Annotated in this window: 23 protein-coding genes; 10 read left to right on the top strand and 13 right to left on the bottom strand. The window is 71.5% G+C overall.

The window, feature by feature from the left end; translation table 11 throughout:
- Positions 1 to 55: 55 nt before the first annotated feature.
- Entirely contained in the window at positions 56 to 250 is a 195-nt protein-coding gene (locus tag CRP49_RS03150) for a DUF3046 domain-containing protein (RefSeq protein ID WP_097252059.1), read from the top strand.
- Between the two features lie 60 nt (positions 251 to 310).
- Positions 311 to 1,543: an AI-2E family transporter gene (locus tag CRP49_RS03145; protein WP_097252058.1), complete on the top strand. Its 1,233-nt coding sequence runs from the start codon at positions 311 to 313 to the stop codon at positions 1,541 to 1,543.
- 56 nt (positions 1,544 to 1,599) lie between these two features.
- Here the strand turns inward: CRP49_RS03145 and CRP49_RS03140 are convergent, their stop codons facing one another.
- A complete protein-coding gene (locus CRP49_RS03140; protein ID WP_097252057.1) occupies positions 1,600 to 2,343 on the bottom strand; it encodes a hypothetical protein in 744 nt (247 codons plus the stop codon).
- Positions 2,344 to 2,657: 314 nt separating this feature from the next.
- Here CRP49_RS03140 and recA point away from each other — a divergent pair, with 314 nt between their 5' ends.
- The 3 genes from recA (at position 2,658) to CRP49_RS03125 (ending at position 7,230) form a co-directional block, all read left to right on the top strand.
- Positions 2,658 to 3,773 carry a recombinase RecA gene (gene recA / locus CRP49_RS03135; protein WP_097252056.1) on the top strand — a complete coding sequence of 372 codons (1,116 nt, stop codon included), beginning with the start codon at positions 2,658 to 2,660 and terminating at the stop codon, positions 3,771 to 3,773.
- Between the two features lie 3 nt (positions 3,774 to 3,776).
- Positions 3,777 to 4,529, top strand: a complete 753-nt coding sequence (gene recX / locus CRP49_RS03130; RefSeq protein ID WP_097252055.1) for a recombination regulator RecX — start codon at positions 3,777 to 3,779, stop codon at positions 4,527 to 4,529.
- Positions 4,530 to 4,701: 172 nt separating this feature from the next.
- Positions 4,702 to 7,230, top strand: a complete 2,529-nt coding sequence (locus CRP49_RS03125; protein ID WP_097252054.1) for an ABC transporter permease — start codon at positions 4,702 to 4,704, stop codon at positions 7,228 to 7,230.
- A 41-nt stretch (positions 7,231 to 7,271) separates the two neighbouring features.
- Here the strand turns inward: CRP49_RS03125 and CRP49_RS03120 are convergent, their stop codons facing one another.
- The 8 genes from CRP49_RS03120 to CRP49_RS03090 all read right to left on the bottom strand — a co-directional run bounded on the left by CRP49_RS03120 (position 7,272) and on the right by CRP49_RS03090 (position 13,613).
- Positions 7,272 to 7,691, bottom strand: coding sequence for a rhodanese-like domain-containing protein (locus CRP49_RS03120; RefSeq protein WP_097252053.1), 420 nt, complete (start codon positions 7,689 to 7,691; stop codon positions 7,272 to 7,274).
- Positions 7,682 to 8,227, bottom strand: coding sequence for a cysteine dioxygenase (locus CRP49_RS03115; RefSeq protein WP_097252052.1), 546 nt, complete (start codon positions 8,225 to 8,227; stop codon positions 7,682 to 7,684). Before CRP49_RS03115 ends, CRP49_RS03120 begins: the two co-directional genes overlap by 10 nt.
- Positions 8,228 to 8,299: 72 nt before the next feature.
- Positions 8,300 to 8,371, bottom strand: coding sequence for a putative leader peptide (locus CRP49_RS49040; RefSeq protein ID WP_309544753.1), 72 nt, complete (start codon positions 8,369 to 8,371; stop codon positions 8,300 to 8,302).
- 92 nt (positions 8,372 to 8,463) lie between these two features.
- The gene (locus CRP49_RS03110) at positions 8,464 to 10,089 is read right to left on the bottom strand and encodes an FAD-dependent monooxygenase (RefSeq protein ID WP_097252051.1); all 1,626 of its coding nucleotides are present in this window, start codon (positions 10,087 to 10,089) and stop codon (positions 8,464 to 8,466) included.
- Positions 10,090 to 10,270: 181 nt separating this feature from the next.
- Positions 10,271 to 11,179, bottom strand: coding sequence for an amino acid ABC transporter permease (locus tag CRP49_RS03105; RefSeq protein WP_097252050.1), 909 nt, complete (start codon positions 11,177 to 11,179; stop codon positions 10,271 to 10,273).
- Positions 11,176 to 11,841, bottom strand: a complete 666-nt coding sequence (locus tag CRP49_RS03100; RefSeq protein WP_097252049.1) for an amino acid ABC transporter permease — start codon at positions 11,839 to 11,841, stop codon at positions 11,176 to 11,178. The genes CRP49_RS03105 and CRP49_RS03100 overlap by 4 nt, the downstream gene beginning before the upstream one ends.
- 75 nt (positions 11,842 to 11,916) lie before the next feature.
- Complete coding sequence (locus CRP49_RS03095) at positions 11,917 to 12,753, bottom strand: glutamate ABC transporter substrate-binding protein (protein ID WP_097252048.1); 837 nt, start codon at positions 12,751 to 12,753, stop codon at positions 11,917 to 11,919.
- An 83-nt stretch (positions 12,754 to 12,836) separates the two neighbouring features.
- On the bottom strand, positions 12,837 to 13,613 hold the full coding sequence (locus tag CRP49_RS03090) for an amino acid ABC transporter ATP-binding protein (RefSeq protein WP_097252047.1): 777 nt from the start codon (positions 13,611 to 13,613) through the stop codon (positions 12,837 to 12,839).
- Positions 13,614 to 13,908: 295 nt separating this feature from the next.
- On the opposite strand from CRP49_RS03090, the gene CRP49_RS03085 reads away from it, so the two are divergent.
- Positions 13,909 to 14,595, top strand: coding sequence for a response regulator transcription factor (locus CRP49_RS03085; protein WP_097257168.1), 687 nt, complete (start codon positions 13,909 to 13,911; stop codon positions 14,593 to 14,595).
- Between the two features lie 9 nt (positions 14,596 to 14,604).
- Entirely contained in the window at positions 14,605 to 16,014 is a 1,410-nt protein-coding gene (locus CRP49_RS03080; RefSeq protein ID WP_097252046.1) for a HAMP domain-containing sensor histidine kinase, read from the top strand.
- A gap of 23 nt (positions 16,015 to 16,037) precedes the next feature.
- Here the strand turns inward: CRP49_RS03080 and CRP49_RS03075 are convergent, their stop codons facing one another.
- Positions 16,038 to 17,036 (bottom strand): TAXI family TRAP transporter solute-binding subunit, encoded by a 999-nt coding sequence (locus tag CRP49_RS03075; protein ID WP_097252045.1) that lies wholly within the window; start codon positions 17,034 to 17,036, stop codon positions 16,038 to 16,040.
- Positions 17,037 to 17,142: 106 nt separating this feature from the next.
- On the opposite strand from CRP49_RS03075, the gene CRP49_RS03070 reads away from it, so the two are divergent.
- A complete protein-coding gene (locus CRP49_RS03070; RefSeq protein WP_097252044.1) occupies positions 17,143 to 17,550 on the top strand; it encodes a MazG nucleotide pyrophosphohydrolase domain-containing protein in 408 nt (135 codons plus the stop codon).
- A gap of 3 nt (positions 17,551 to 17,553) precedes the next feature.
- On the opposite strand, the gene CRP49_RS03065 is transcribed toward CRP49_RS03070, so the two are convergent.
- The 3 genes from CRP49_RS03065 to CRP49_RS03055 all read right to left on the bottom strand — a co-directional run bounded on the left by CRP49_RS03065 (position 17,554) and on the right by CRP49_RS03055 (position 20,133).
- A complete protein-coding gene (locus tag CRP49_RS03065) occupies positions 17,554 to 18,972 on the bottom strand; it encodes a hypothetical protein (protein WP_179851484.1) in 1,419 nt (472 codons plus the stop codon).
- A 314-nt stretch (positions 18,973 to 19,286) separates the two neighbouring features.
- The gene (locus CRP49_RS03060) at positions 19,287 to 19,727 is read right to left on the bottom strand and encodes a MarR family winged helix-turn-helix transcriptional regulator (RefSeq protein WP_097252043.1); all 441 of its coding nucleotides are present in this window, start codon (positions 19,725 to 19,727) and stop codon (positions 19,287 to 19,289) included.
- Between the two features lie 46 nt (positions 19,728 to 19,773).
- Positions 19,774 to 20,133, bottom strand: coding sequence for a DUF6204 family protein (locus tag CRP49_RS03055; RefSeq protein WP_094216478.1), 360 nt, complete (start codon positions 20,131 to 20,133; stop codon positions 19,774 to 19,776).
- Between the two features lie 85 nt (positions 20,134 to 20,218).
- Here CRP49_RS03055 and CRP49_RS03050 point away from each other — a divergent pair, with 85 nt between their 5' ends.
- Together CRP49_RS03050 and CRP49_RS03045 are read left to right on the top strand one after the other, a co-directional pair.
- Positions 20,219 to 20,968 carry a PP2C family serine/threonine-protein phosphatase gene (locus tag CRP49_RS03050; protein ID WP_097252042.1) on the top strand — a complete coding sequence of 250 codons (750 nt, stop codon included), beginning with the start codon at positions 20,219 to 20,221 and terminating at the stop codon, positions 20,966 to 20,968.
- Between the two features lie 141 nt (positions 20,969 to 21,109).
- Positions 21,110 to 21,652, top strand: a complete 543-nt coding sequence (locus CRP49_RS03045) for a hypothetical protein (protein ID WP_094216476.1) — start codon at positions 21,110 to 21,112, stop codon at positions 21,650 to 21,652.
- The last annotated feature ends 77 nt before the right edge of the window (positions 21,653 to 21,729 follow it).

Here is a 21,729-nt window from a genome sequence, read left to right as displayed (position 1 = left end):
GTCTCGGCAAGCGGTCCCGGGCGGGCCCCACCCCCAGGGGCGGGATACTGGAGTCATGCGGTTGACGGTCTTCTGGCAGCGGATGGCGGAACACTTCGGTCCGGGGTACGCCGACACCTTCGCGCGCGATCATGTGATGACGGAGCTGGGCGGGCACACGGTGCACGAGGCCCTGGACGCCGGTTGGGAGGCCAAGGACGTGTGGCGCGTGGTCTGCTCGGTGATGAACGTGCCCGGGGAGCAGCGCTGACCGGGCACGAAGATCCCGGGCGGGCAGCGGGCTGTCGGTGGCGTGGGCGAGACTTGGCCCGTGGCACCCACTGACGAGACCGTGCCGGTCGACCGGCACGCAGCATCCCCGACCGCTACGACGACGCCCGACCGGCCCCCGGCCGACGCCGCCGCGCCGGGCGGCCGCATGCCGCGCTGGCTGCCGCGCGCCATGGTGCTCGCGCTCGCGCTCATAGCCGCCTTCCAGCTGGGCAGCTGGGCCTTCCACCAGCTGACCGGGCTGTTGATCAACATATTGATCGCGTTCTTCCTGGCCCTCGCCATCGAGCCCGCGGTGAGTCGGCTGGCCGCTCGCGGCATGCGCAGGGGACTCGCCACCTTCCTGGTCTTCCTCGGCCTGATGATCGTCACCGCCGGCTTCATCACGTTGCTCGGCTCGATGCTGGCCGGCCAGATCATCAAGATGGTCGAGGGCTTCCCCGACTACCTGGACTCGGTCATCAACTGGATCAACGAGACGTTCCACATGGACCTGAGGCGCGTGGACGTCCAGGAGGGCCTGCTGCACTCCGACTGGCTGCGCAAGTACGCGCAGAACAGCGCGGCCGGAGTGCTCGACGTGTCCGCCCAGGTGCTCGGCGGTCTCTTCCAGCTGCTGACGGTCACGCTGTTCTCGTTCTACTTCGCCGCCGACGGCCCCCGGCTGCGCCGCGCGCTCTGCTCCGTCCTGCCGCCCGCGCGCCAGGCGGAGGTGCTGCGGGCCTGGGAGATCGCCGTCGACAAGACGGGCGGCTACCTCTACTCGCGCGGCCTCATGGCGCTCATCTCCGGGATAGCGCACTACATCCTGCTCGCGGCCCTGGGCGTGCCGTACGCGCCCGTGCTCGGTGTCTGGGTGGGTCTCGTCTCGCAGTTCATCCCGACCATCGGCACCTACCTCGCGGGTGCGCTGCCGATGCTGATCGCGTTCACCGTGGACCCCTGGTACGCGGTGTGGGTGCTGGTCTTCGTCGTGGTCTACCAGCAGTTCGAGAACTACATGCTGCAGCCCAAGCTGACCGCCAAGACCGTCGACATCCACCCGGCCGTCGCCTTCGGCTCCGTGATCGCGGGTACCGCGCTGCTGGGCGCGGTCGGCGCGCTGATCGCCATCCCGGCGGTCGCCACGCTGCAGGCCTTCCTGGGTGCGTACGTGAAGCGGTACGCCGTCACGGACGACCCCCGGGTGCACGGACACCGCACGCGGGGGCCGGCCGGCCCGCGCCTGCGACGGCTGTGGCAACGGCGGCCCAGCACGGAGGAGTCCTCGTAGGAGCCCGCGTCGGGGGCAGGGGCCTGCGTCGGGGGCCGTGTCAGTACGTGCCGTGTTCAGTACGTCAGGACCGCCCACACCCCGGCGGCTGCGACGGCCGCCGCGTAACAGCCCACCGCGGTGGCCACGGTGCGCCACCGCACCCGCTCGCTCCAGGTCGTGCGGGACAGCAGCCAGGCCAGCAGCGGCAGCACCAGGACGGCGTGCAGGCTCACTCCGTGCAGCGGCTTGAGCGGGGCCGTCGAGTGATAGGCGGCCTCCTGGTGGCCGGTCCGGGTGAGCACGACCCCGCGAGCGATCATCGCCGCGCCCGAGGCCAGCGCCACGAGCAGGATCGCGAACCCCGAGCGCACCGCCAGCGGCATGCCGGCGGGGCCCGCCGGCCGGTGCCGGAAGGACGCGACGGCGAAGACGGTGAGCAGCGCCACCAGGACACCACCGCCCACCGCGAGCGTCATGGACACCGCCGTGTCGAAGGGGGTCTCCATGTTCAGGTGCGAGGGCACCCGGCGCCACGCCTGAAGGGTGATGCCGCCGACCTCCACCACACAGTCCGCGGCGAAGACGACGAGCAGGACGGTGCGCAGCCGCGCCCCGACGCGCAGGTAGGACGTGACCCAGGTGATCGCGATCAGCGTCACCCCGAAGGAGAGCCCGAACGTGACGGGCTTGCGCCAGGAGACGGGCCCGTCCCAGGGGCCGCCGTCGACCGCGAACACCACCAGGTGGGCGAGACCGGAGAGGACGAGGAGCAGACCGGTCGCGTGACACAGGCGCTCGGCGGGGCGCGGACTCTTCATGGCCCCAGGCTCCCGGGAGCGCCCCGCACGGTCGTCGTCCGGCCGAAGACACCCGCCGTACGACGCCGGGAGTAGCGGCGCGCGCCGCGGCGCGGAAGGGGCTCCGGGTACCGCGTGGTGCCGCTTGACACGAAAATCGAACATCCATTCTTATGGAGGCGCAGGCAAGGCTCCAGACGGGGATTTCGACGTGTTTCGTGGTGAGATGTCCCCTCGTTATCCACAGGCCGGGCCGGCGTCGGGGCGCATTGTCAGTGGCAGGCGTTAGCGTCTTTGACGTGAAGCGATCGACTCAAGCAAACCGGGTGGAACCCATGGCAGGAACCGACCGCGAGAAGGCGCTCGACGCCGCGCTCGCACAGATTGAACGGCAATTCGGCAAGGGCGCGGTCATGCGCCTGGGTGAGCGGCCGAACGAGCCCATCGAGGTCATCCCGACCGGGTCGACCGCACTCGACGTCGCCCTCGGTGTCGGCGGCCTGCCGCGCGGCCGAGTGGTGGAGGTGTACGGCCCGGAGTCCTCCGGCAAGACGACCCTGACCCTGCACGCCGTGGCCAACGCCCAGAAGGCCGGCGGCCAGGTCGCCTTCGTGGACGCGGAGCACGCCCTCGACCCCGAGTACGCGAAGAAGCTCGGCGTCGACATCGACAACCTGATCCTCTCCCAGCCGGACAACGGCGAGCAGGCCCTGGAAATCGTGGACATGCTGGTCCGCTCCGGCGCCCTCGACCTCATCGTCATCGACTCGGTCGCCGCGCTCGTCCCGCGCGCGGAGATCGAGGGCGAGATGGGTGACAGTCACGTCGGTCTCCAGGCCCGGCTGATGAGCCAGGCCCTGCGGAAGATCACCAGTGCGCTCAACCAGTCCAAGACCACCGCGATCTTCATCAACCAGCTCCGCGAGAAGATCGGCGTGATGTTCGGCTCCCCGGAGACCACGACCGGTGGCCGGGCGCTGAAGTTCTACGCCTCGGTGCGTATCGACATCCGTCGTATCGAGACCCTGAAGGACGGCACGGAGGCGGTCGGCAACCGCACCCGCTGCAAGGTCGTGAAGAACAAGGTCGCCCCGCCCTTCAAGCAGGCCGAGTTCGACATCCTCTACGGCCAGGGCATCAGCCGCGAGGGCGGCCTGATCGACATGGGCGTGGAGCACGGCTTCGTCCGCAAGGCCGGCGCCTGGTACACGTACGAGGGCGACCAGCTCGGCCAGGGCAAGGAGAACGCGCGCAACTTCCTCAAGGACAACCCGGACCTGGCCAACGAGATCGAGAAGAAGATCAAGGAGAAGCTGGGCGTGGGTGTCCGGCCGGAGGAGCCCGCCGCCGAGCCGGGCGCTGACGCGGCGGTGACCACCGCGGCCGAGGACGACGCCAAGGCGGCGCCCGCCAAGGCCACCAAGCCCAAGGCCGCCACTGCCAAGAGCTGACCCGTGACACGACGAACCGACTGGGCCGAGTACGAGCACGCCACCCCCGGTACCCCACGGGGGAGGGGCACCGGCGGCGACTCGGGCTCCGCCACGGCCGGTGACGACGGGTACGGAGACGGGGAGCACGGCGGGTCCGGGTCACGTCGCGGTCGGGGGCACGGCCGTGACCGTCGGCGGGGCGGCTTCGGGGAGCCGCCCGGTGAGGACGAAGACACCCCCACCTCGTCGAGGGCCGAGCGGGGGGAGTCTTCAGGGGACCCGGCTGAGCGGGCGCGGGCGATCTGTCTGCGCCTGCTCACCGGGACCCCGCGCACCCGCAAGCAACTCGCGGACGCCCTGCGCAAGCGGGAGATCCCCGAGGACGTGGCCGAGGAGGTCCTGTCCCGGTTCGAGGAGGTCGGGCTCATCGACGACAGCGCGTTCGCGGACGCCTGGGTGGAGTCCCGGCATCACGGCCGGGGGCTCGCCCGCCGCGCACTTGCCCGGGAACTGCGCACCAAGGGCGTCGACTCCGCGCTGATCGACGAGGCGGTCGGCCAGCTCGACTCCGAGCAGGAGGAGGCGACCGCCCGCGAGCTGGTCGCCCGCAAGCTGCGGGCCACCCGTGGCCTCGAACGCGACAAGCGGCTCCGGCGCCTCGCCGGCATGCTCGCCCGCAAGGGCTACCCCGAGGGCATGGCCCTCCGTGTCGTCCGCCAGGCCCTGGAGGAAGAGGGCGAGGACACGGAGTTCCTGGAGGGCGAGACCTTCTGACAGCCGGACGCCCGGCCGGGCGGTGGGGTTAACCCCCGCCCAAGACGCCGGGCCACCGCAGTGCTTGCGGACCCGTGCACGCGCGAGTGTGTATCCACGCCCCGGACCACGGCCCACGCCGAGGCCGGCGGCGCACGGACTCCGAGACGCACAACAGAAGAGAGCCCGCCCGATGCTGCTGCGCTACGCCCTCCAGACCATCCGCGCCCGTAAGGCGGGCTTCCTCGGCGCCTTCCTCGCCCTGATGTGCGCGGCCGCTCTGATCACCGCCTGCGGCACCCTCCTCGACACCGGCCTGCGCGGCACGATCCGCACCGAGCGCTATGCCGCCGCTCCCGTCGTGGTCTCCGCCGACCAGTACGTTCACCAGACCACCGTGAAGCACAAGAAGGGCAAGACCAAGGTCAAGCACAAGGCGAAACCCGTCGCCGAACGCGCCTGGCTCTCCGCGGACCTGCGGGCAAACCTCGCCCGTACCCCCGGCGTCGCCCGGGTCGTCCCCGAACTGACCTTCCTTGCACAGCCGTTGACCCCGGCCGGTACCGGCGGCCGTACCGCCTACGGGCACGCTTGGGACTCCGCGGCGCTGACGCCGTACCGGCTGACCGCGGGCAGCGCGCCCAGGGCCGCCGGCGACCTCGTCATCGACGACGACCTCGCGGCACGCGCCCACCTCCGGACCGGCGACCGCCTCACCGTGCAGTCGACCCAGTCACCGCGCAGTTACCGGATCACCGGTATCGCTACACCGGCCACCGCGGTGCGCCACCAGACGTCTCTGTTCTTCTCCACCGCGGAGGCCGAGCGGCTGGCCGCGCACCCCGGGCAGGTCACCGCGTTCGGCGTGCTCCCGGCCGAGGGCGCCGATCCGGGGGCGGTGCGGCAGGCCGTGGTGCGGGCGCTGCACGGCACCACCGCGCAGGTCAGCACCGGCGACGCCCGCGGGCCCGTCGAGTTCCTGGACGCGGCCGCCGCCCGCACCCGGCTGGTCAGCATGGGCGGCGCGATGGGCGGCACCTCGCTGCTGGTGGCGGTGCTCGTGGTCGTCGGCACCTTCGCGCTCTCCGTCCAGCAGCGCCACCGCGAACTCGCCCTGCTCCGTGCCATCGCCGCCACCCCCGGCCAGATCCGCAGGCTGCTGGGCCGGGAGGCGCTGATCATCGGCGCGGCCGCGGGCAGCGCCGGCGCACTGCTCGGGCTGCCGCTGGGCGGCTGGCTGCACTCCCGGTTCGTCGCCCTGGGCGCCGTACCCGTCACGCTTCAGCACACCGTGAGCGTCTTCCCGCCGCTCGCCGCCCTCGCCGCCACCCTGCTCGGTGCCTGGGCGGCGGCCCGGATCGCCTCCCGCAGGATCGCCGGGATCCGCCCGGCAGAAGCCCTGGCGGAGGCCCGGACCGAGCGCACCCGCCCGGCCTGGGGGCGTATCGCCGCCGGTCTGCTGCTCCTCGCCGGCGGAGTCGTCCTCGTCGTCGTCCTCACCTCCCTGCGCACCGAGCCCGCCTCGACTCCCGTGACCTTCCTCGCCGTCGTCGTCCTGTCCACCTCCGTGGCCCTGCTCGGCCCGCTGCTGGTCAAGGCGGCCGCGCTGCTGCTGGCCGGTCCCCTGCGGCTCACCGGTCAGGGTGGCCGCCTCGCCACCGCCAACCTGCGCGGCAACGCCACCCGGATGGCCTCCGTCGTCACCCCCCTCACCCTGCTCATCGGCATGACCTGCACCGTCCTGTTCGTCCAGTCGACCCTCGGCGACGCCGCCCGGACCCAGGCGCGCGAGGGTGTCACCGCCGACTGGGTCGTCGCCGCCCAGGGGCCCGGAGTCCCCGGTGAGGCAGCACGGCGGCTGCGCGCGCAGCACGACACCGTCACCGAGGTGGTCCGCACGACCGTCCGCGTCGGCCTCGACAAGTACCCGGCCCAGGGCGTCACGCCGACCGGTCTGACCCGCACCTGGGACCCGAAGGTCACCGCCGGCTCCCTGCGTGATCTCGCCCCCGGCACCGTCGCCGTCAGTGAACTGGCCGCGGACCAGCACCACTTGAAGCCCGGGAGCACCCTGAAAGTCACACTCGGCGACGGCACGCCCGCCACGCTCACCGTCGCCGCCGTCTACGCCCGGGGTCTCGGCTTCGGCGACCTCACCTTCGCCCATGACCTCGTGGCCCGGCACATCGACAACCCGCTCGCCTCCTCCGTCCTCGTCAGCACGACCCGTACACAGACACAACTCGCGACTACGCTGCGTGAGTTCCCGGGGCTGCGGATTCTTTCGCCGGCCGATGCGGACTCCCTCCAGGCCGACCGGCAGCAGGCGAATGCCGAGGTCAACTATCTGGCCATGGGGCTTGTGCTGGCCTTCACCGCCATCGCGGTCGTCAACACCCTCGCCATGTCGGTCGCTGAGCGTGTCCGGGAGTTCGCCCTGCTCCGCCTCGCCGGAGCGACCCGCCGTCAGGTGCTGCGCGTGCTGCGCACCGAGGCACTGTCCGTGCTGCTCCTCGCCACCGCGCTCGGCAGTGGCATCGCCCTCGCCGTACTCACCGCGTTCAGCCTCGGCATGACCGGCCGGGCGGCGCCCACGGTCACGCCCCTGCTCTACGTCGGCGTGGTCGCGATCGCCGCCCTGCTCGCGCTCGTGTCCAGTGCCCTTCCGGGACGGGCGGCGCTGCGCGTGCCGGCGGTGACGGTGGCCACGGCCAAGGAGTAAGAGGAGAGACAGGCCCTGGCCGCCGCCCCGCTGAGCCTCCGTCAGCCGTTCACCGGCTCCACCGGCAGCCCCTGCGCCCGCCATGCCTGGAAGCCGCCGACCAGGTCCGTCGCCCGGTGCAGGCCCAGCTGGTGGAGGGAGGCGGCCGCCAGGCTGGAGGCGTAACCCTCGTTGCAGATGACGACGATGCGCAGGTCGTGGCCGGTGGCCTCGGGGACCCGGTGGCTGCCCCGGGGGTCGAGGCGCCACTCCAGTTCATTGCGCTCGATGACCAGCGCGCCGGGGATCACGCCGTCCCGCTCGCGCAGGGCCGCGTACCGGATGTCGACCAGCAGGGCCTCACCGGTCCGCGCCGCCTCGTGCGCCTGCCGTGCCTCGATGCGCCGGTAGCCCGCGCGGACCCGCTCCAGCAGGTCGTCGATGCCCACGGGCTGTGTCTCCGTGCCGCCGCTCACTGCCAGTCCTCCGGGCGCTCGACCTGCTCCAGGCGCAGCACCTGACCCGTGCGACTGTAACGGCGGATCCGCGGCAGCGGCGGGTAGTAGGCGTGGACGGAGATGGCATGCCGGTCCGGGGACTCGTTCAGCACCTCGTGCACGTGGTGGCGGCCGAAGGAGCGGCCCTGTCCGGCGGGCAGCCGGCGCTCGCGGTCGACGCCCTCGGTGAGTTCCAGGGTCTTCCAGCCGTCGGTGGGCAGCCGGGCGGCCAGTGAGTACTCCTTGAGCTCACCCGCCGCGGTGAGGAAGGCGCCGACCGAGTCGGCGTGGTCGTGCCAGCCGGTGCCGGTGCCGGGTGGCCAGCCGATCAGCCAGGCCTCGCTGCCGCCGGGGCCCTCGAGCCGCGCCCAGGTGCGGCCCTCCGGGTCGAGCGGCAGCGAGGCGATCAGCTCGGTGTCGGCGGCCGTGCGCCGCGCGAAGTCGAGGAGGTCCGCCTGGGTCGGCGCCGAGCCGGTGGCACCGGCGGTGGCGGCGGGGGAGACGGAGGGGGATACAGACACGTGCACCGTCCTGAAGAGGGTTCGCCGAATGGGCGCACAACGGCGCCCGGAGAAAGAAGAGGGGGAGCGAATTCAGCAGGACGGACGACACACGCAGCCCGCATAGCGGACGAGGTCCATATGGACCCTCCGCCACAGGCGCACACAGGTGTCGGTCACGATCCGGAGTACAGCACGCTGCCGCACTCCGGTCAACTCACCGTCACCATGTGGACAGAGGGTGACCGGGCGCACGGTCAGCGCGCGCCGGAGCCGGCCTCCGCCCCCTCCTTCTCCTTTTCCTCCTTCGTCTGCACGGCGCCGCCCAGCGTCGCCTCCGCCGCCGCGTACAGGTCGGCCGGACGCACTCCGCTCAGCGCGGTGACCAGGTGGCCGTCGGGGCGCACGAGCAGCACGCTGTGCGCCGGCGCACCCGGGTAGTCCTCGGCGACCAGCAGCTCGGCCGGGTGCGGAAGCGCCGTCACCGCGGCGGCGAGCCGGGGCATGACCCCGGCGGACACCCAGTGCTTGCGGTCCCACACGCCCGTGCCCGGTGCGATCAGCACGACGAGCAGCGCGCCACGGCCCAGCCGGTCGCGCAGCCGTACGAAGGAACCGTCCTCCGCGGTGACCCGCACATCGGTCACCGCTGAGCCGAACGGCGTGTCGACCGGGATCTCCGCCTCCAGGTGCCGGGGTGCGAGCGGCGAGTCGGCGTACGCCCCCGGCGCACCCACCGGACCGCGCCCCAGGTGACCGTCCGTGAGCAGCGCGTCGTGACCCCGGGCCGCGCCCGGGACGTAGTGACGCAGCCCGCCCCCGCCGCGGAGCACCGGCAGCAACTGGTCGGCGGCGCGCAACCGGGCGGCGACCACCGCGCGCCGCTCGGCCTGGTAGCTGTCGAGCAGCGCCTCGTGGTGCCCGTGGTGCCAGGCCGGGGCCAGCTTCCAGGCCAGGTTGTCGGCGTCCCTGAGGCCCTCGTCGAGCCCCTGGGTGCCGAGCGCGCCGAGCAGGTGGGCCGCGTCCCCGGCGAGGAAGACCCGGCCGGCGCGCCAGCGCCGGGCCAGCCGGTGGTGCACCGTGTGGACACCGGTGTCGAGAAGGTCGTACGCCGGTGTGGTGCCCTCCGTCCAGCCTGCGAGGGTCTCGCGGATCCGGGCCACCAGGATCTCGGGCGTGACCAGGTCCTTGCCCGGCGGCAGCAGCCAGTCCAGACGCCATACGCCGTCCGGGAGGGGGCGGGCGGTCACCTCCCCGGCCGAGGGCCCGGACGACCGCCACGGCGGCATCCGATGAAGGAACGCCTGGCCCTCCCACGGAAGTTCCACGCGCAAGGCGGCCACCGCGTGCCGCTCCACCGCCGTACGGCCCGGGAAGCGGATGTCCTGCAGCTTGCGCACGGTCGAGCGGGGCCCGTCGCAGCCGACCAGGTAACTGCCCCGCCACCAGGTGCCCTTGGGGCCGCGGGTGTGGGCGGAGACGCCGGAACGCTCCTGCTCGATCGAGTCGAGCCGGCTGTCCACGGCGACCTCGACCAGCGGCTCGTGCGCGACGGCCGCGCGCAGGGCGCTCGTGAGGACGTCCTGGGCGAGGTGCAGCGGGGCGGCGGGATCGCCCTCGTCGAAAGTGATCTCGGTCATCACCTGCTTGCGCCTGACCGAGCGCCATCCGGTCCATCTCGCGCCGCGATCACCGAGCGCGACTCCGGTCAGCCGCTCCAGCAGGGCGGCCGTGTCCTCGCGCAGCACGACGGTGCGCGCCGGGCGTGGTTCGTCCTTGCCGGGGCCCTCGTCCAAGACGACGGAGGGCACTTCCTGGCGGGCCAGCGCCAGGGCGAGCGTGAGCCCGACGGGCCCCGCTCCGACGATGATCACCGGGTCCACGGCGCGGCGCCCCCTGCCCGCAGCGGTGCCCTGACGGACATGGAGGAACAGGAAGGTGAAGCGGGGTGCACGATCACAGAACGTATGCAACCCATTGGCAGAGTTTGCGTCAAGTGACCAGAGGCAGTGGCGATCATGCCACTGCCTCCGGATGGATCACACCACTTGAATGATCGTCAGCTCATGATGCACCGCCGGCACCGCCGGCTCCCGTCGCCGCCGTACCCGCGATGTTCACCATGTCCTCGGGCCCGAGCACCGCGCCGGTCGACTTCTTGCGCCGCCGCAGCCGTCCCTCCAGCCAGCTCGCGAACGAGGTCAGCGAGAAGTTGATGATCACGTAGATCACGGCCACGATGGTGAGGGAGGCGATGATGTTGGCGCCGTAGTAGCCGCTCATCGTGTTGGCCGAAGCAAGGAGTTCGGGGTAGGTGAGGACCGCGCCGCCGAGCGCGGTGTCCTTCACGATCACGACGAGCTGGCTGACGATCGCCGGGAGCATCGCGGTCACCGACTGGGGCAGCAGGATGAGCCGCATCACCTGGTTCTTGCGCAGGCCGATCGCCATGGCCGCCTCGGACTGGCCCTTCGGCAGGGCGAGGATGCCCGCGCGGACGATCTCCGCCAGCACCGACGCGTTGTACAGCACCAGACCGGTCACGACTGCGTAGAACGGACGGTCGTCCGAACTGACGTCGGTGTACTGGGCGAACAGGGCGAGCCCGAAGATCATCAGGACCAGCACCGGGATCGCCCGGAAGAACTCGACGACCATCCCGACCGGGACGCGGATCCACAGGTGGTCCGAGAGGCGGGCGATGCCGAGCGTGGCACCCAGCGGCAGCGCGATGACCATCGCGAGCGCCGCGGCCTTCAGGGTGTTCTGCAGACCGGGCCAGATGTATGTCGAGTAGGCCTCGGTACCGCTGAAGAACGGCTTCCACAGCACCCACTCCAGCTGGCCCTTGTCGTCCAGGGCCTTGTACACCCACCACAGGACGGCCGCGAAGGCGACCAGGAAGACCGCCGTGTACAGGACGTTGCGCCGCTTGGCGCGGGGGCCCTGGGCGTCGTACAGGACCGAACTCATCGCTTCACCGCCACCTTCTTGCCCACCCAGCCGAGGATCAGACCGGTCGGCAGGGTCAGACAACAGAACCCGAAGGCGATGACCGCGGAGATCGCCAGCAGCTGCGCCTCGTTCTCCACCATCTCCTTCATCAGGAGCGCCGCTTCCGCCACGCCGATCGCGGCCGCCACGGTCGTGTTCTTCGTCAACGCGATCAGCACGTTGGCCAGCGGCACGACGGCCGCGCGGAACGCCTGCGGCAGCACGACCAGGCCGAGGACCTGCGTGAAGCTCAGGCCGATGGCCCGGGCCGCCTCCGCCTGGCCGACCGGAACCGTGTTGATGCCCGCGCGGATCGCCTCGCAGACGAAGGCCGACGTGTAGAGGATCAGACCGAGCACGGCCAGCCGGAAGTTGGTCGTGTCGACCTTGTCCGAGCCCAGGTTGACGCCCAGCGTCTGGTTCAGCCCGAGCGAGGCGAACAGGATGATCACCGTGAGCGGGATGTTCCGCACGATGTTCACGTACGTGGTACCGAAACCGCGCATCAGCGGCACCGGGCCCACCCGCATGGAGGCCAGCAGAGTGCCCCAGATCAGAGAGCCGACGGCGGACAGCAGGGTGAGCTGCACCGTCGTCCAGAAGGCTCCCAGCACGTCGTACTTGTCAAGAAAGTCGAACACGATCTCCCGCGCTTCCGCGTGTAGGGATGCCCGGGTGCGCCGCCCTCATGGACGGCGCACCCGCCGGGCGTTTCCTCAGCTCTTGATGTCGCCGATCTTCGGAGCGGGCTCGTTCTTGTAGCCGGCCGGGCCGAAGTTCTTGTCCACGGCCTTCTGCCAGGAACCGTCGGACACCATGTCCTCCAGGGCCTTGTTGATCTTGGCCTTGAGGTCGCTGCCCTTCTTGACGCCGATGCCGTAGTTCTCGTTGGTCATCTTGAAGCCGCCGAGCTTGAACTTGCCCTTGAACTGGGACTGGGCGGCGTAACCGGCGAGGATCGAGTCGTCCGTGGTCAGCGCGTCGATCGCCTTGCTCTGCAGACCGGTCAGGCACGCCGAGTACGTCGGGTACTGCTGCAGCTGCGCCTTGGGGGCCAGCTTGTCCTTGACGTTCTGCGCCGACGTCGAGCCGGTCACCGAACAGAGCTTCTTCTTGTTCAGGTCCGCCGGCGACTTGATGGTGTTGTCGTCCGCGCGGATCAGCACGTCCTGGTGGGCCAGCAGGTACGGGCCGGCGAAGTCGACCTTCTGCTGACGCTCCGGGGTGATCGAGTAGGAGGCCGCGATGAAGTCGACGTCACCGCGCTGCAGCATGGTCTCGCGGTCGGCGCTCTTCGACTCCTTCCACTCGATCTGGTCGGGCTTGTAGCCGAGCTTGCCGGCCACGTAGGTCGCCACGTCGACGTCGAAGCCCGCGTAGCCCTGCGGGGTCTTCTGGCCGATGCCGGGCTGGTCGTACTTGATGCCGATGGTGATCTTCTTGCCGCCGCCGGAGGAGCCGCCCTCGTCCTTCTTGTCGCCGCCGCACGCGGTGGCGGTCACGGTGAGGGCGAGTACGACGGCAGAGGCGGCGGTGACCTTGCGGAGCTTCATCGTGAACATCCTTTGAGTGGTGAGGAACGCGGTCCGTGAGGGACGGGTGGCCCCGGGGTGTCCGGGGCGCGGGCTCGGTGCCGTCAGTGGTGCAGGATCTTCGACAGGAAGTCCTTGGCCCGGTCACTGCGCGGATTGCTGAAGAACTGGTCGGGCGCAGCCTGTTCGACGATGCGGCCGTCCGCCATGAAGACCACCCGGTTTGCAGCCGATCGTGCGAAACCCATCTCATGGGTGACGACGATCATCGTCATGCCCTCCCGGGCGAGCTGCTGCATGACCTCGAGGACCTCGTTGATCATCTCGGGGTCGAGGGCCGAGGTCGGCTCGTCGAAGAGCATGACCTTCGGGTCCATCGCCAGCGCCCGGGCGATGGCGACGCGCTGCTGCTGGCCGCCGGAGAGCTGGGCCGGGTACTTGTCGGCCTGGGTGCCGACACCGACCCGGTCGAGCAGGGCGCGGGCCTTCTCCGCGGCCTGCTTCTTGTCCGCCTTGCGGACCTTGACCTGCCCGAGCATCACGTTCTCGAGCACGGTCTTGTGCGCGAAGAGGTTGAAGGACTGGAAGACCATCCCGACGTCGGCGCGCAGCCGGGCCAGCTCCCTGCCCTCGTGGGGCACCGGCTTGCCGTCGATCGCGATGGTGCCCGAGTCGATCGTCTCCAGGCGGTTGATGGTGCGGCACAGGGTCGACTTTCCGGACCCGGAGGGCCCGATGACCACGACGACCTCACCGCGGGCGATCGTCAGGTCGATGTCCTGGAGTACGTGCAACGCGCCGAAGTGCTTGTTGACGCTCTTCAGGACGACCAGATCGCCGGACGCGGCCACGTCTTCCTTGGCCACCGATACTTTGGTCATCGCTCTCAGGCTCCGTCCTCCTCGGTTTCGGTGGACAGTAGTGATGGCCGGTGACCAGCGTCATCACATCTGAGGGGAATCTGAGCATCACGATCCGATAGCAATCGGACACGTGTCGTAGCACTTGAGATCCGCGCGCGTATCGGGCGGGTAACGGAAGCGGCAGGCAACCGGAACCCTCTTGACGCCGTCCTTCTCCATCGGCGTGACTTCCATGGTGCACGCGCGCGTGCGCGCGATCTATAAGCCGAACGAGAACCATGACCGTATGACCGCTGAACCGGAGGGGGCCGGGATGAGACTGCTGCTCGTCGAGGACGACAACCATGTCGCAGCCGCGCTGTCGGCGGTCCTCGCGCGGCACGGCTTCGAGGTCACCCACGCGCGCAGCGGCGAGGAGGCCCTCCAGGCACTCGTCCCCGAGGGCGCCGGATTCGGCGTGGTCCTGCTCGACCTGGGCCTGCCCGACCAGGACGGCTACGAGGTCTGCGGCAAGATCCGCAAGCGCACCAGCACGCCGGTGATCATGGTCACCGCGCGCTCCGACGTCCGCTCCCGCATCCACGGGCTCAACCTGGGCGCCGACGACTACGTGGTGAAGCCGTACGACACCGGGGAACTGCTCGCCCGGATCCACGCCGTCAGCCGGCGCACCGCCCACGAGGACGCCGTACCGGGCGCCGAGACCGCGCTGCGGCTGGGAGCCGTGCTCATCGAACTGCCCACCCGGCAGGTCAGCGTGGACGGTTCGGTAATCCAACTGACCCGCAAGGAGTTCGATCTGCTCGCGCTGCTCGCCCAGCGGCCCGGCGTCGTCTTCCGGCGGGAGCAGATCATCAGCGAGGTGTGGCGCACCAGCTGGGAGGGCACGGGCCGCACCCTGGAGGTGCACGTCGCCTCCCTGCGCGCCAAGCTGCGCATGCCCGCGCTGATCGAGACCGTACGCGGCGTCGGCTACCGGCTCGTCGCCCCGGCCGCCTAGCGGGGTCGGGTGCGCACACGGCTCCTGCCGCTGCTCATCGTCCTGATGGCGGCCGTACTCCTCGCCCTCGGCGTCCCGCTCGCCGTCAGCGTGGCCGCAGGCGAGCAGCAGCGGGTCGTCGTCGACCGGATCGACGACACCGCGCGCTTCGCGGCGCTCGCCCAGTTCGTCACCGACGGGCCCAGTGGATCCCGCCGTACCAGCCCGGACGAGCGCCAGGAGACGCTCCGCCGCGAACTGGACAGCTACTACGGCGTCTACGGCATCCGCGCGGGGGTCTTCTACCGCAACGGCTCGGCCGCCATGGCCAACGCCCCGGGCGACTGGTTCGTCCCCCGGACGGGGGAGGTCCGGGCGGCGTTCGCCGAGGCGCTGCTGAGCCGCCGCAGCCACGACCCCCGGCAGGTGTGGCCCTGGCAGCACAGCAGCCTGGTCGTCGCCTCGCCGGTGATCCGGGACGGGGACGTCGTGGCGGTCGTCGTCACCGACTCGCCCACCGGGCAGATGCGTTCCCGGATCCTGCGCGGCTGGCTGGTCATCGGGGCCGGTGAGATCGCCGCGATGCTGCTCGCCGTCGGTGCCGCGCTGCGGCTGACCGGCTGGGTGCTCCGGCCGGTACGGATCCTGGACGCCACCACCCACGACATCGCCACCGGGCGCCTGAAGTCCCGGGTCGCGGTCGCCGGCGGGCCGCCGGAACTCAGACGGCTGGCCCGGTCGTTCAACGAGATGGCGGACAACGTCGAGGACGTGCTTGAGCAGCAGCGCGCCTTCGTCGCGGACGCCTCGCACCAGCTGCGCAACCCGCTCTCGGCGCTGCTGCTGCGCATCGAACTGCTCGCCCTCGAACTCCCTGAGGGCAATGAGGAGATCGCCTCGGTCCGCACCGAGGGCAAGCGCCTCGCGCAGGTCCTGGACGACCTGCTCGATCTGGCGCTGGCCGAGCACGCCGCGGCCGACCTCATGCTGACCGACGTCGGAGCCATGGCCGAGGAGCGGGTGGCCGCCTGGTCACCGGCCGCCGGTGCCCAGGGGGTCCGGCTGGTCGGCGACTGCCCGCCCACCACCGCGTGGGCCGACCCGATCGCCCTGTCCAGCGCGCTGGACGCGGTGATCGACAACGCCGTGAAGTTCACCCCCGAGGGCGGCACGGTCGAGGTCGCCGTCTCCTCCAACGGCGACACCTCGACAGTCGTGGTCACCGACACCGGCCCCGGCCTCACCGACGAGGAACTCGCGCGCGTGGGCGACCGTTTCTGGCGCAGCGGCCGCCACCAGAACGTCAGGGGCTCGGGTCTGGGCCTGTCCATCACCCGCGCCCTGCTCGCGGCGGGCGGCGGCTCGATCACCTACGCGCACCACGAGCCGCGGGGACTCCAGGTGACGGTGACGGTGCCGAGGAACCCGGACAGCCTCTAGGGCTGCACCGACTGCACCGACCTCTACGGCTTCACCGACCGGTAGTAGCGCCGGGCGCCCTCCTGGAGGGGCAGCGGGTCCGTGTAGATCGCGGTGCGCAGGTCGACCAGCTGGGCGGAGTGGACGTGGGCGCCGATGCCGTCGCGGCTCTTGATCACCGTGCGGGTCACCCACTCGGTCAGCCGGGGGTCCATGTCCTTGCGGGTCATCAGCAGGTTGGACACCGAGATCGTCGGCACCGCGGTGCCGTGCTGCACGGACGGGTACGCCGACTCGGGCATGTTGGTGGCCCGGTAGTAGCGCGCGGTCTCTCCGCCGGCGTGCAGCCTGGTGACGAGGTCGCCGTCGATCGGTACGAACTTGAAGGCGTACTTCTTGGCCAGCTCGCCCAACCCCTTGGTGGGCAGCCCGCCCGACCAGAAGAAGGCGTCGATCCGGCCGTGCCGCAACCGGTCCGGCCCGGTGTCGATGCCCTCCGCCACCGGAGTGATGTCCTTCCGCGGGTCGATGCCCGCGGCCCTGAGCACCCGGTTCGCGATCAGCCGCACGCCGGAGTCGGGCAGCCCGATGGCCACCCGCTTGTGCCGCAGGTCCGCGACGCTGCCCACCTTCGAGTCGCGCGGCACGATCAGCTGCACGTAGTCGTCGTAGAGCCGCGCCACACCGCGCAGCCGGTCCGCGCCGGCGCGGTGCTGCAGCTCGTACGTCGCCACGGCGTCGGCCGCCGCGACCGTGAAGTCGGCCTTCCCGGTCGCCAGCCGCTCGACGTTCTCCTGCGAGCCGGCGCTGTTGAGCAGCTTCACCTTCAGCCCGGGCATGTCCTTGGCCAGCTCGGTGCGCAGCCGCTCGCCGTACTCCTGGTAGACCCCGCGGGGCGTGCCCGTGCTGAAGACGATCGTCCCGCTCGGTGGGGTCTCGCCCAGCGGCAGCAGCCACCACAGCAGCAGCCCGAGGGCCACGACGCCGACGGTCGCGCCCTGGAGCGCACGGCGCCTGCTGATACGGGGGAACACCTTGGACATGCGGGCGATCCTGCCAGGCCGTGCGTGGAGCTGACCAGCGCCGGGGTCGATCCGGGGCCCGGGGAAGCGCGGTGGGACTGTCAGTGGCGGCCGTTAGAGTCGCCGTATGAGTTCCTCGCCCGCCCGTCTCGTCCGCGAATTCCACCACGCCTTCGGCCTCGACGCCCGCACCACGCCGACGGAGGTGGCCCCCGAACTGGCCGCGCACCGCGGGCACCTGCTCGCCGAGGAGGCCGCGGAGGTCGCCGAGGTGTCCGTCGAGGGCCCGCTGAACCAGCTCGCGCACGAACTGGCGGACGTGGTGTACGTGGCGTACGGCACCGCGCTGGTCCACGGGATCGATCTCGACGAGGTGATCGCCGAGATCCACCGCGCCAACATGAGCAAGCTGGGCCCCGACGGCCAGGTCGCCCGCCGGGCCGACGGCAAGGTCCTCAAGGGCGAGCACTACCGGGCACCGGACGTGTCGGCCGTCCTGCGCCGCCAGGGCTGGATTCCGGGCGGCGCAGCCTGACGCCTAGGACGTGAGCGAGCCGCCCGCCAGCTTCCACTCGCGGTGCAGGGAGCCCAGCGGAACGCTCCGCTGCAGCACCGGCGTTCCGAAAACGGACAGCTGGATCCGCAGGGTGCCCGACAGGTCGACACCGCCGTACACCCCCCAGGTGCCCTCGGCCTTCGCGCCGGGCGTGTCGGAGGAGGCGGTGACCGTCCCGGAGGCCTCGCCGCGCAGGTACGGCGCCAGGTCGGCGGTGACGCCGACGGTGCCGTAGAGGCCGACGGAGGCCTCGGCGCCGAGGGCCGTCTTCAGGCTCCCGGCGGTGGTCAGGGAGGCCCGTACGGGCGTGCTCGTCATGTCCGCCGAGCTGACCGGCGTCCACCCCTTGCCCGCCCCGAAGGTGCCGCCCGCCTTGAAGGCGCCCTTGAGGCTCTGCTCGACGTCGACGGTGACGTGTCCGTCGCCGCTGATCTGGACGTAGCAGGTCAGGTCGAGGTTGACGACGACGGGGACCGGGCCGACCTGCAGCACGGGGTCGGCGTGCAGCTTGGCGAACGGGATCCGCAGCGGGGTGCCGGTGCCCACGCCGGCCTGGCCTTTCACGGCCCACCCGGAGGTCCAGTCGCCGGAGACACCGAGATAGGCCGAGCCGGGCGCCGCGTCCGTCCCGGTGCCGCCGTAGCGGAAGTCGACCTGCGGGGCCACCTGTACGAACCCGGACACCGAGGCGGAGGCCGAGACCGGGGCGCCCTCGGGCGTCGGCACCTTGGCGCCGACGTCGAGCCGGAGGCTGCCGAGCGGCACGGTCGCGCCCTTGGGCCCGACGTGTACGTCGCCCGCCTTGGACCAGGAGACCTTGACGTCGGGCAGCAGCTTGTCGACGGCGAAGGCGGACGGGTCGACCGGCACGGTGCCCTTGGCCGTGTCGTCGCCCAGCAGCGCGTTGAGTGCCGCCGGTTCGGTCTGCACCTCGGTGCCCCGGTCGGTCTCGCCGATCACCTTGGTGACCTTGGCGAGCAGGCCGTGCGGGGCCCCGGGCGCCGGGGCACTGGCGATGACGTCACCGACGGCGGCCTCGTGCGGCGCCGCCGAGGAGGACGGAGAGGGGGTCGTAGAGGGCTGCGAAGACCCGCTCCTCGCCGGTGCCTTGGCGATGACGGCGCGTCGGGTCCGGCCGTCGTACGAGCTGACGGTGAGCGTGGTCTTGTGGGCCCGCCGGTCTGTGCCGGACGTGCTTGCTGTGGCGGTCGCGGTGGCGGCGGGGGCCGCCGCGACGGTGAGGGAGTGGTCCGTGTCGCTGCTGGGGCCGTCGGTGGCCCGGACGTCCTGGCCCTGGCCTGCCGCCGGCTGTGCGGCGTGCGGCGCGGGCGAGGAGCAGCCGGCGGCGAGGAGGAGGGCGGTCACGGCGAAGGCGGGCAGGAGGGCACGCCGGTGCCTCATGCGTCTGCGCAAGGTTGGTCCCGGGATGGAGTGGGGGGTGGTGAGGAAGGCAGCACCGACGGCCCGGCTACCCGTGGGTAGAACCGGTCGGTAACTCGGTGGTGAGCCATGAGCATGCCATGGCTGCACGCACCGGCCCCTCACAATCCGGCCACATCCCAACGTGACCTGGCGCACGGCGAGTTCAGGCCATGCGATGGCTGGATCCCGGCGGCCAGCGCCGGCCGGGCAGGACGGACGGCCGGGTGGGACGGATGGCCGGGCGGGGCGGAGGGCCGCCGCTGCGGCGAGCCCCCGACCCGCCCGGGCGGAGGTCAGCCCGTCAGCCCCGTGCCACCGAGCCGGGTCAGCAGGCCGGACAGCAGTCCGATGTCCTCCCCGCTCCACCCGGGACCGGCGAAGATCTCGGCGGCGGTCTCCTCGGCCGTGGCCAGCATCTCCTTCAGCCGCTGCCGGCCGGTCCCGGTCAGCGACGCGTAGGCCACGCGTGCGTCACGGGCGTCCGACTCGCGGGTCACCAGCCCGATCCGCTCCAGGGGAGCCAGCCCGCGGGTCACGCCGGAGGCGGTCAGCCCCAGCGCCTCGGCCAGATCGACCCGGCGCATCCGGCCGCCGGGCGCCTGCCCCAGGCGCAGCAGCATCGTGAAGTCGGCCAGGCTCACCCCGTGCAGCCCGCCCAGCCGGGCGTCGAAGCGCCGCACGAGCGCGGTCTGGGCCCGCACCAGGCGCAGTGACGCGTCCAGGGCGTCACTCATCCCGCACCCCCGTCCTGTTGATTGCCATCTCCTTGACTACTCAAGTTTATGCGCCGCTCGTACGCGCGGCGCGCCGCTGCCGCTTCCCCAAGGGCGCCTGGGAGAGGTCTTCCGCGCTGGACCTCAGGTTCTTGAAGCCGTAGCCGCGCTCCGTCAGCCATGCCGTCGCCGCCTCCTCGGCCCGCTCGGTCGCCTCCAGGATGTCCTCCTCTTCCTCCCCGGTGTCCGAGAAGCGGAAGACGAAGGCCGGCCGGGCGGCGATGTCGTAACTGAGGTGCCCCTCGGGCGTGTAGGCGGCGTGCAGCACGTCGTGCCGGGCGGCGTCGGCGAGCAGTTCGGCCCGCTGGGCCTCGCTGAGCCCGTCGAAGGCGCCGCGGACGGTGATACGGAAGGTTCGGGTACTCATCCCGCGACCTTAGGCACGGCGGGCGGTGTGCCTCCACCGGGTTTCCGGCACGAAACTAGACTTGGAGGGAAGGCGGTGGCGTTCTATGCCGTACATGACTGTGACCGCGTTGAGCCATCCCGGGCTGCTCCGCGAGCGGAACGAGGACAGTCTCGTCGTAGGGCCGTGGACCCTGTGCGCCACCGTGACCGAGAGCCCGCAGACCCTGTTCTTCCCGCTCGGGACGCCCGTGGTCGTCGCCGTCGCGGACGGACTCGGCGGGCATCCCGGGGGTGACGTGGCCAGCGCGCTGGTCGTCCGCCGGATGGCGTCGATCGGGTCCGGCCTGAGCAGCGAGGACGCCGTCCGCGACGCCCTGAGCGCCTGCAACCGCGCCGTGTACCTGGCCGCCGGCGGCGACGAGGGAAGCGAGCTGACGGCCATGGGGACGACGGTCGCCGGCATCGTCGTACAGCCCGGCTCGCTGATGGTGTTCAACGTGGGCGACAGCCGGGTCCTCGCCGCCTCCGAGGACGGGCTGCGCCAGCTGAGCGTCGACGACAGCCCACCCCTCGAACCCGGGCAGCGCACCACCTCCCTCGTCACCCAGTGCCTGGGCGGCAGCCCCGGCTACCGCCCGATCCGCCCCCATGTGGCGGCCGCGCCCCTGTCGCCCGGCGACCGCTGGCTCATCTGCACCGACGGTCTGACCGATCCGGTGCCGCCGGAGGTGCTGGACGACGTGCTGCGGGAGCGCGAGGACAACCGGGCGGCCTTCGAGCTGTGGAAGGCCGCCATCGCGGCGGGCGGCCCCGACAACATCACGCTGGCGGTCGCGCGCGTCGTGGAGGAGTAGCCCGGTCGCGGCCCGGGCCGGGATGGCCCTGGTGGATGAAGGTGGTCCGGCAACTCCCTTACAACAACCGGAATGTGCCCCAGTGGTGCCCCGGATCGCGTGTCTCCTGGATGTAGTGACGGGACGACGGACGGAGGCGGCGTGGACGTCGGTGGTGCGACCGCGCTCGTGGTCGCGGTCGTCGGAGTCGTCGGGACGCTGCTGTCCGCGCTGCTGACCCAGCGCGCGGCCGACCGCAGTCGCCGACGTGAGCAGGAGCACGCCGAGGAACTGCAGGAGCGGCGCAGGCAGGCCCAGGAGCTGCGGTCGTGCTACGTCGCGCTGAACACCTCAGCCCGGCAGTATCTGGCCGCGCTCACCGACCAGGTGCACGCGCTGGGCCGCGACGAGGACCTGAGGGTCGTACGACAGCGGCTCACCGAAGCCCGTGACCAGTACCGGGACGTGTACGCGGAGGCGCAGCTGCGGGTGCCCGAGCGCGTGCTCGACCTCGCGGGCGACTTCAGCCATGACCTGGGCGTGGTCTACGGCATGGTCCGGCGGCTGGACGACGGCGCCCTGCGCGCGGGGGACTCGCAGGCCGCCGTACAGGAGAGCATCGACGCGCTGTGGAGCAGGCTGCGGCGGATACGGCGCGCGATGAGGGTCGAACTGGGCGCGTCCCGGGTGGATTTCGGGCGTTGAGCACCCGATGCGCGGGATCTTGACGCCGGCGGTGCGGCGGCTCGGCATAGTGGCGGTCAGTCCAAGGGCTGTCGAGG

This window comes from Streptomyces sp. Ag109_G2-15 (genome assembly GCF_900215565.1).
Lineage (GTDB): Bacteria > Actinomycetota > Actinomycetes > Streptomycetales > Streptomycetaceae > Streptomyces > Streptomyces diastatochromogenes.
The sequence above is the reverse complement of the archived record's forward strand: the minus strand, read 5'-3'. Positions and strand labels throughout refer to the sequence as shown.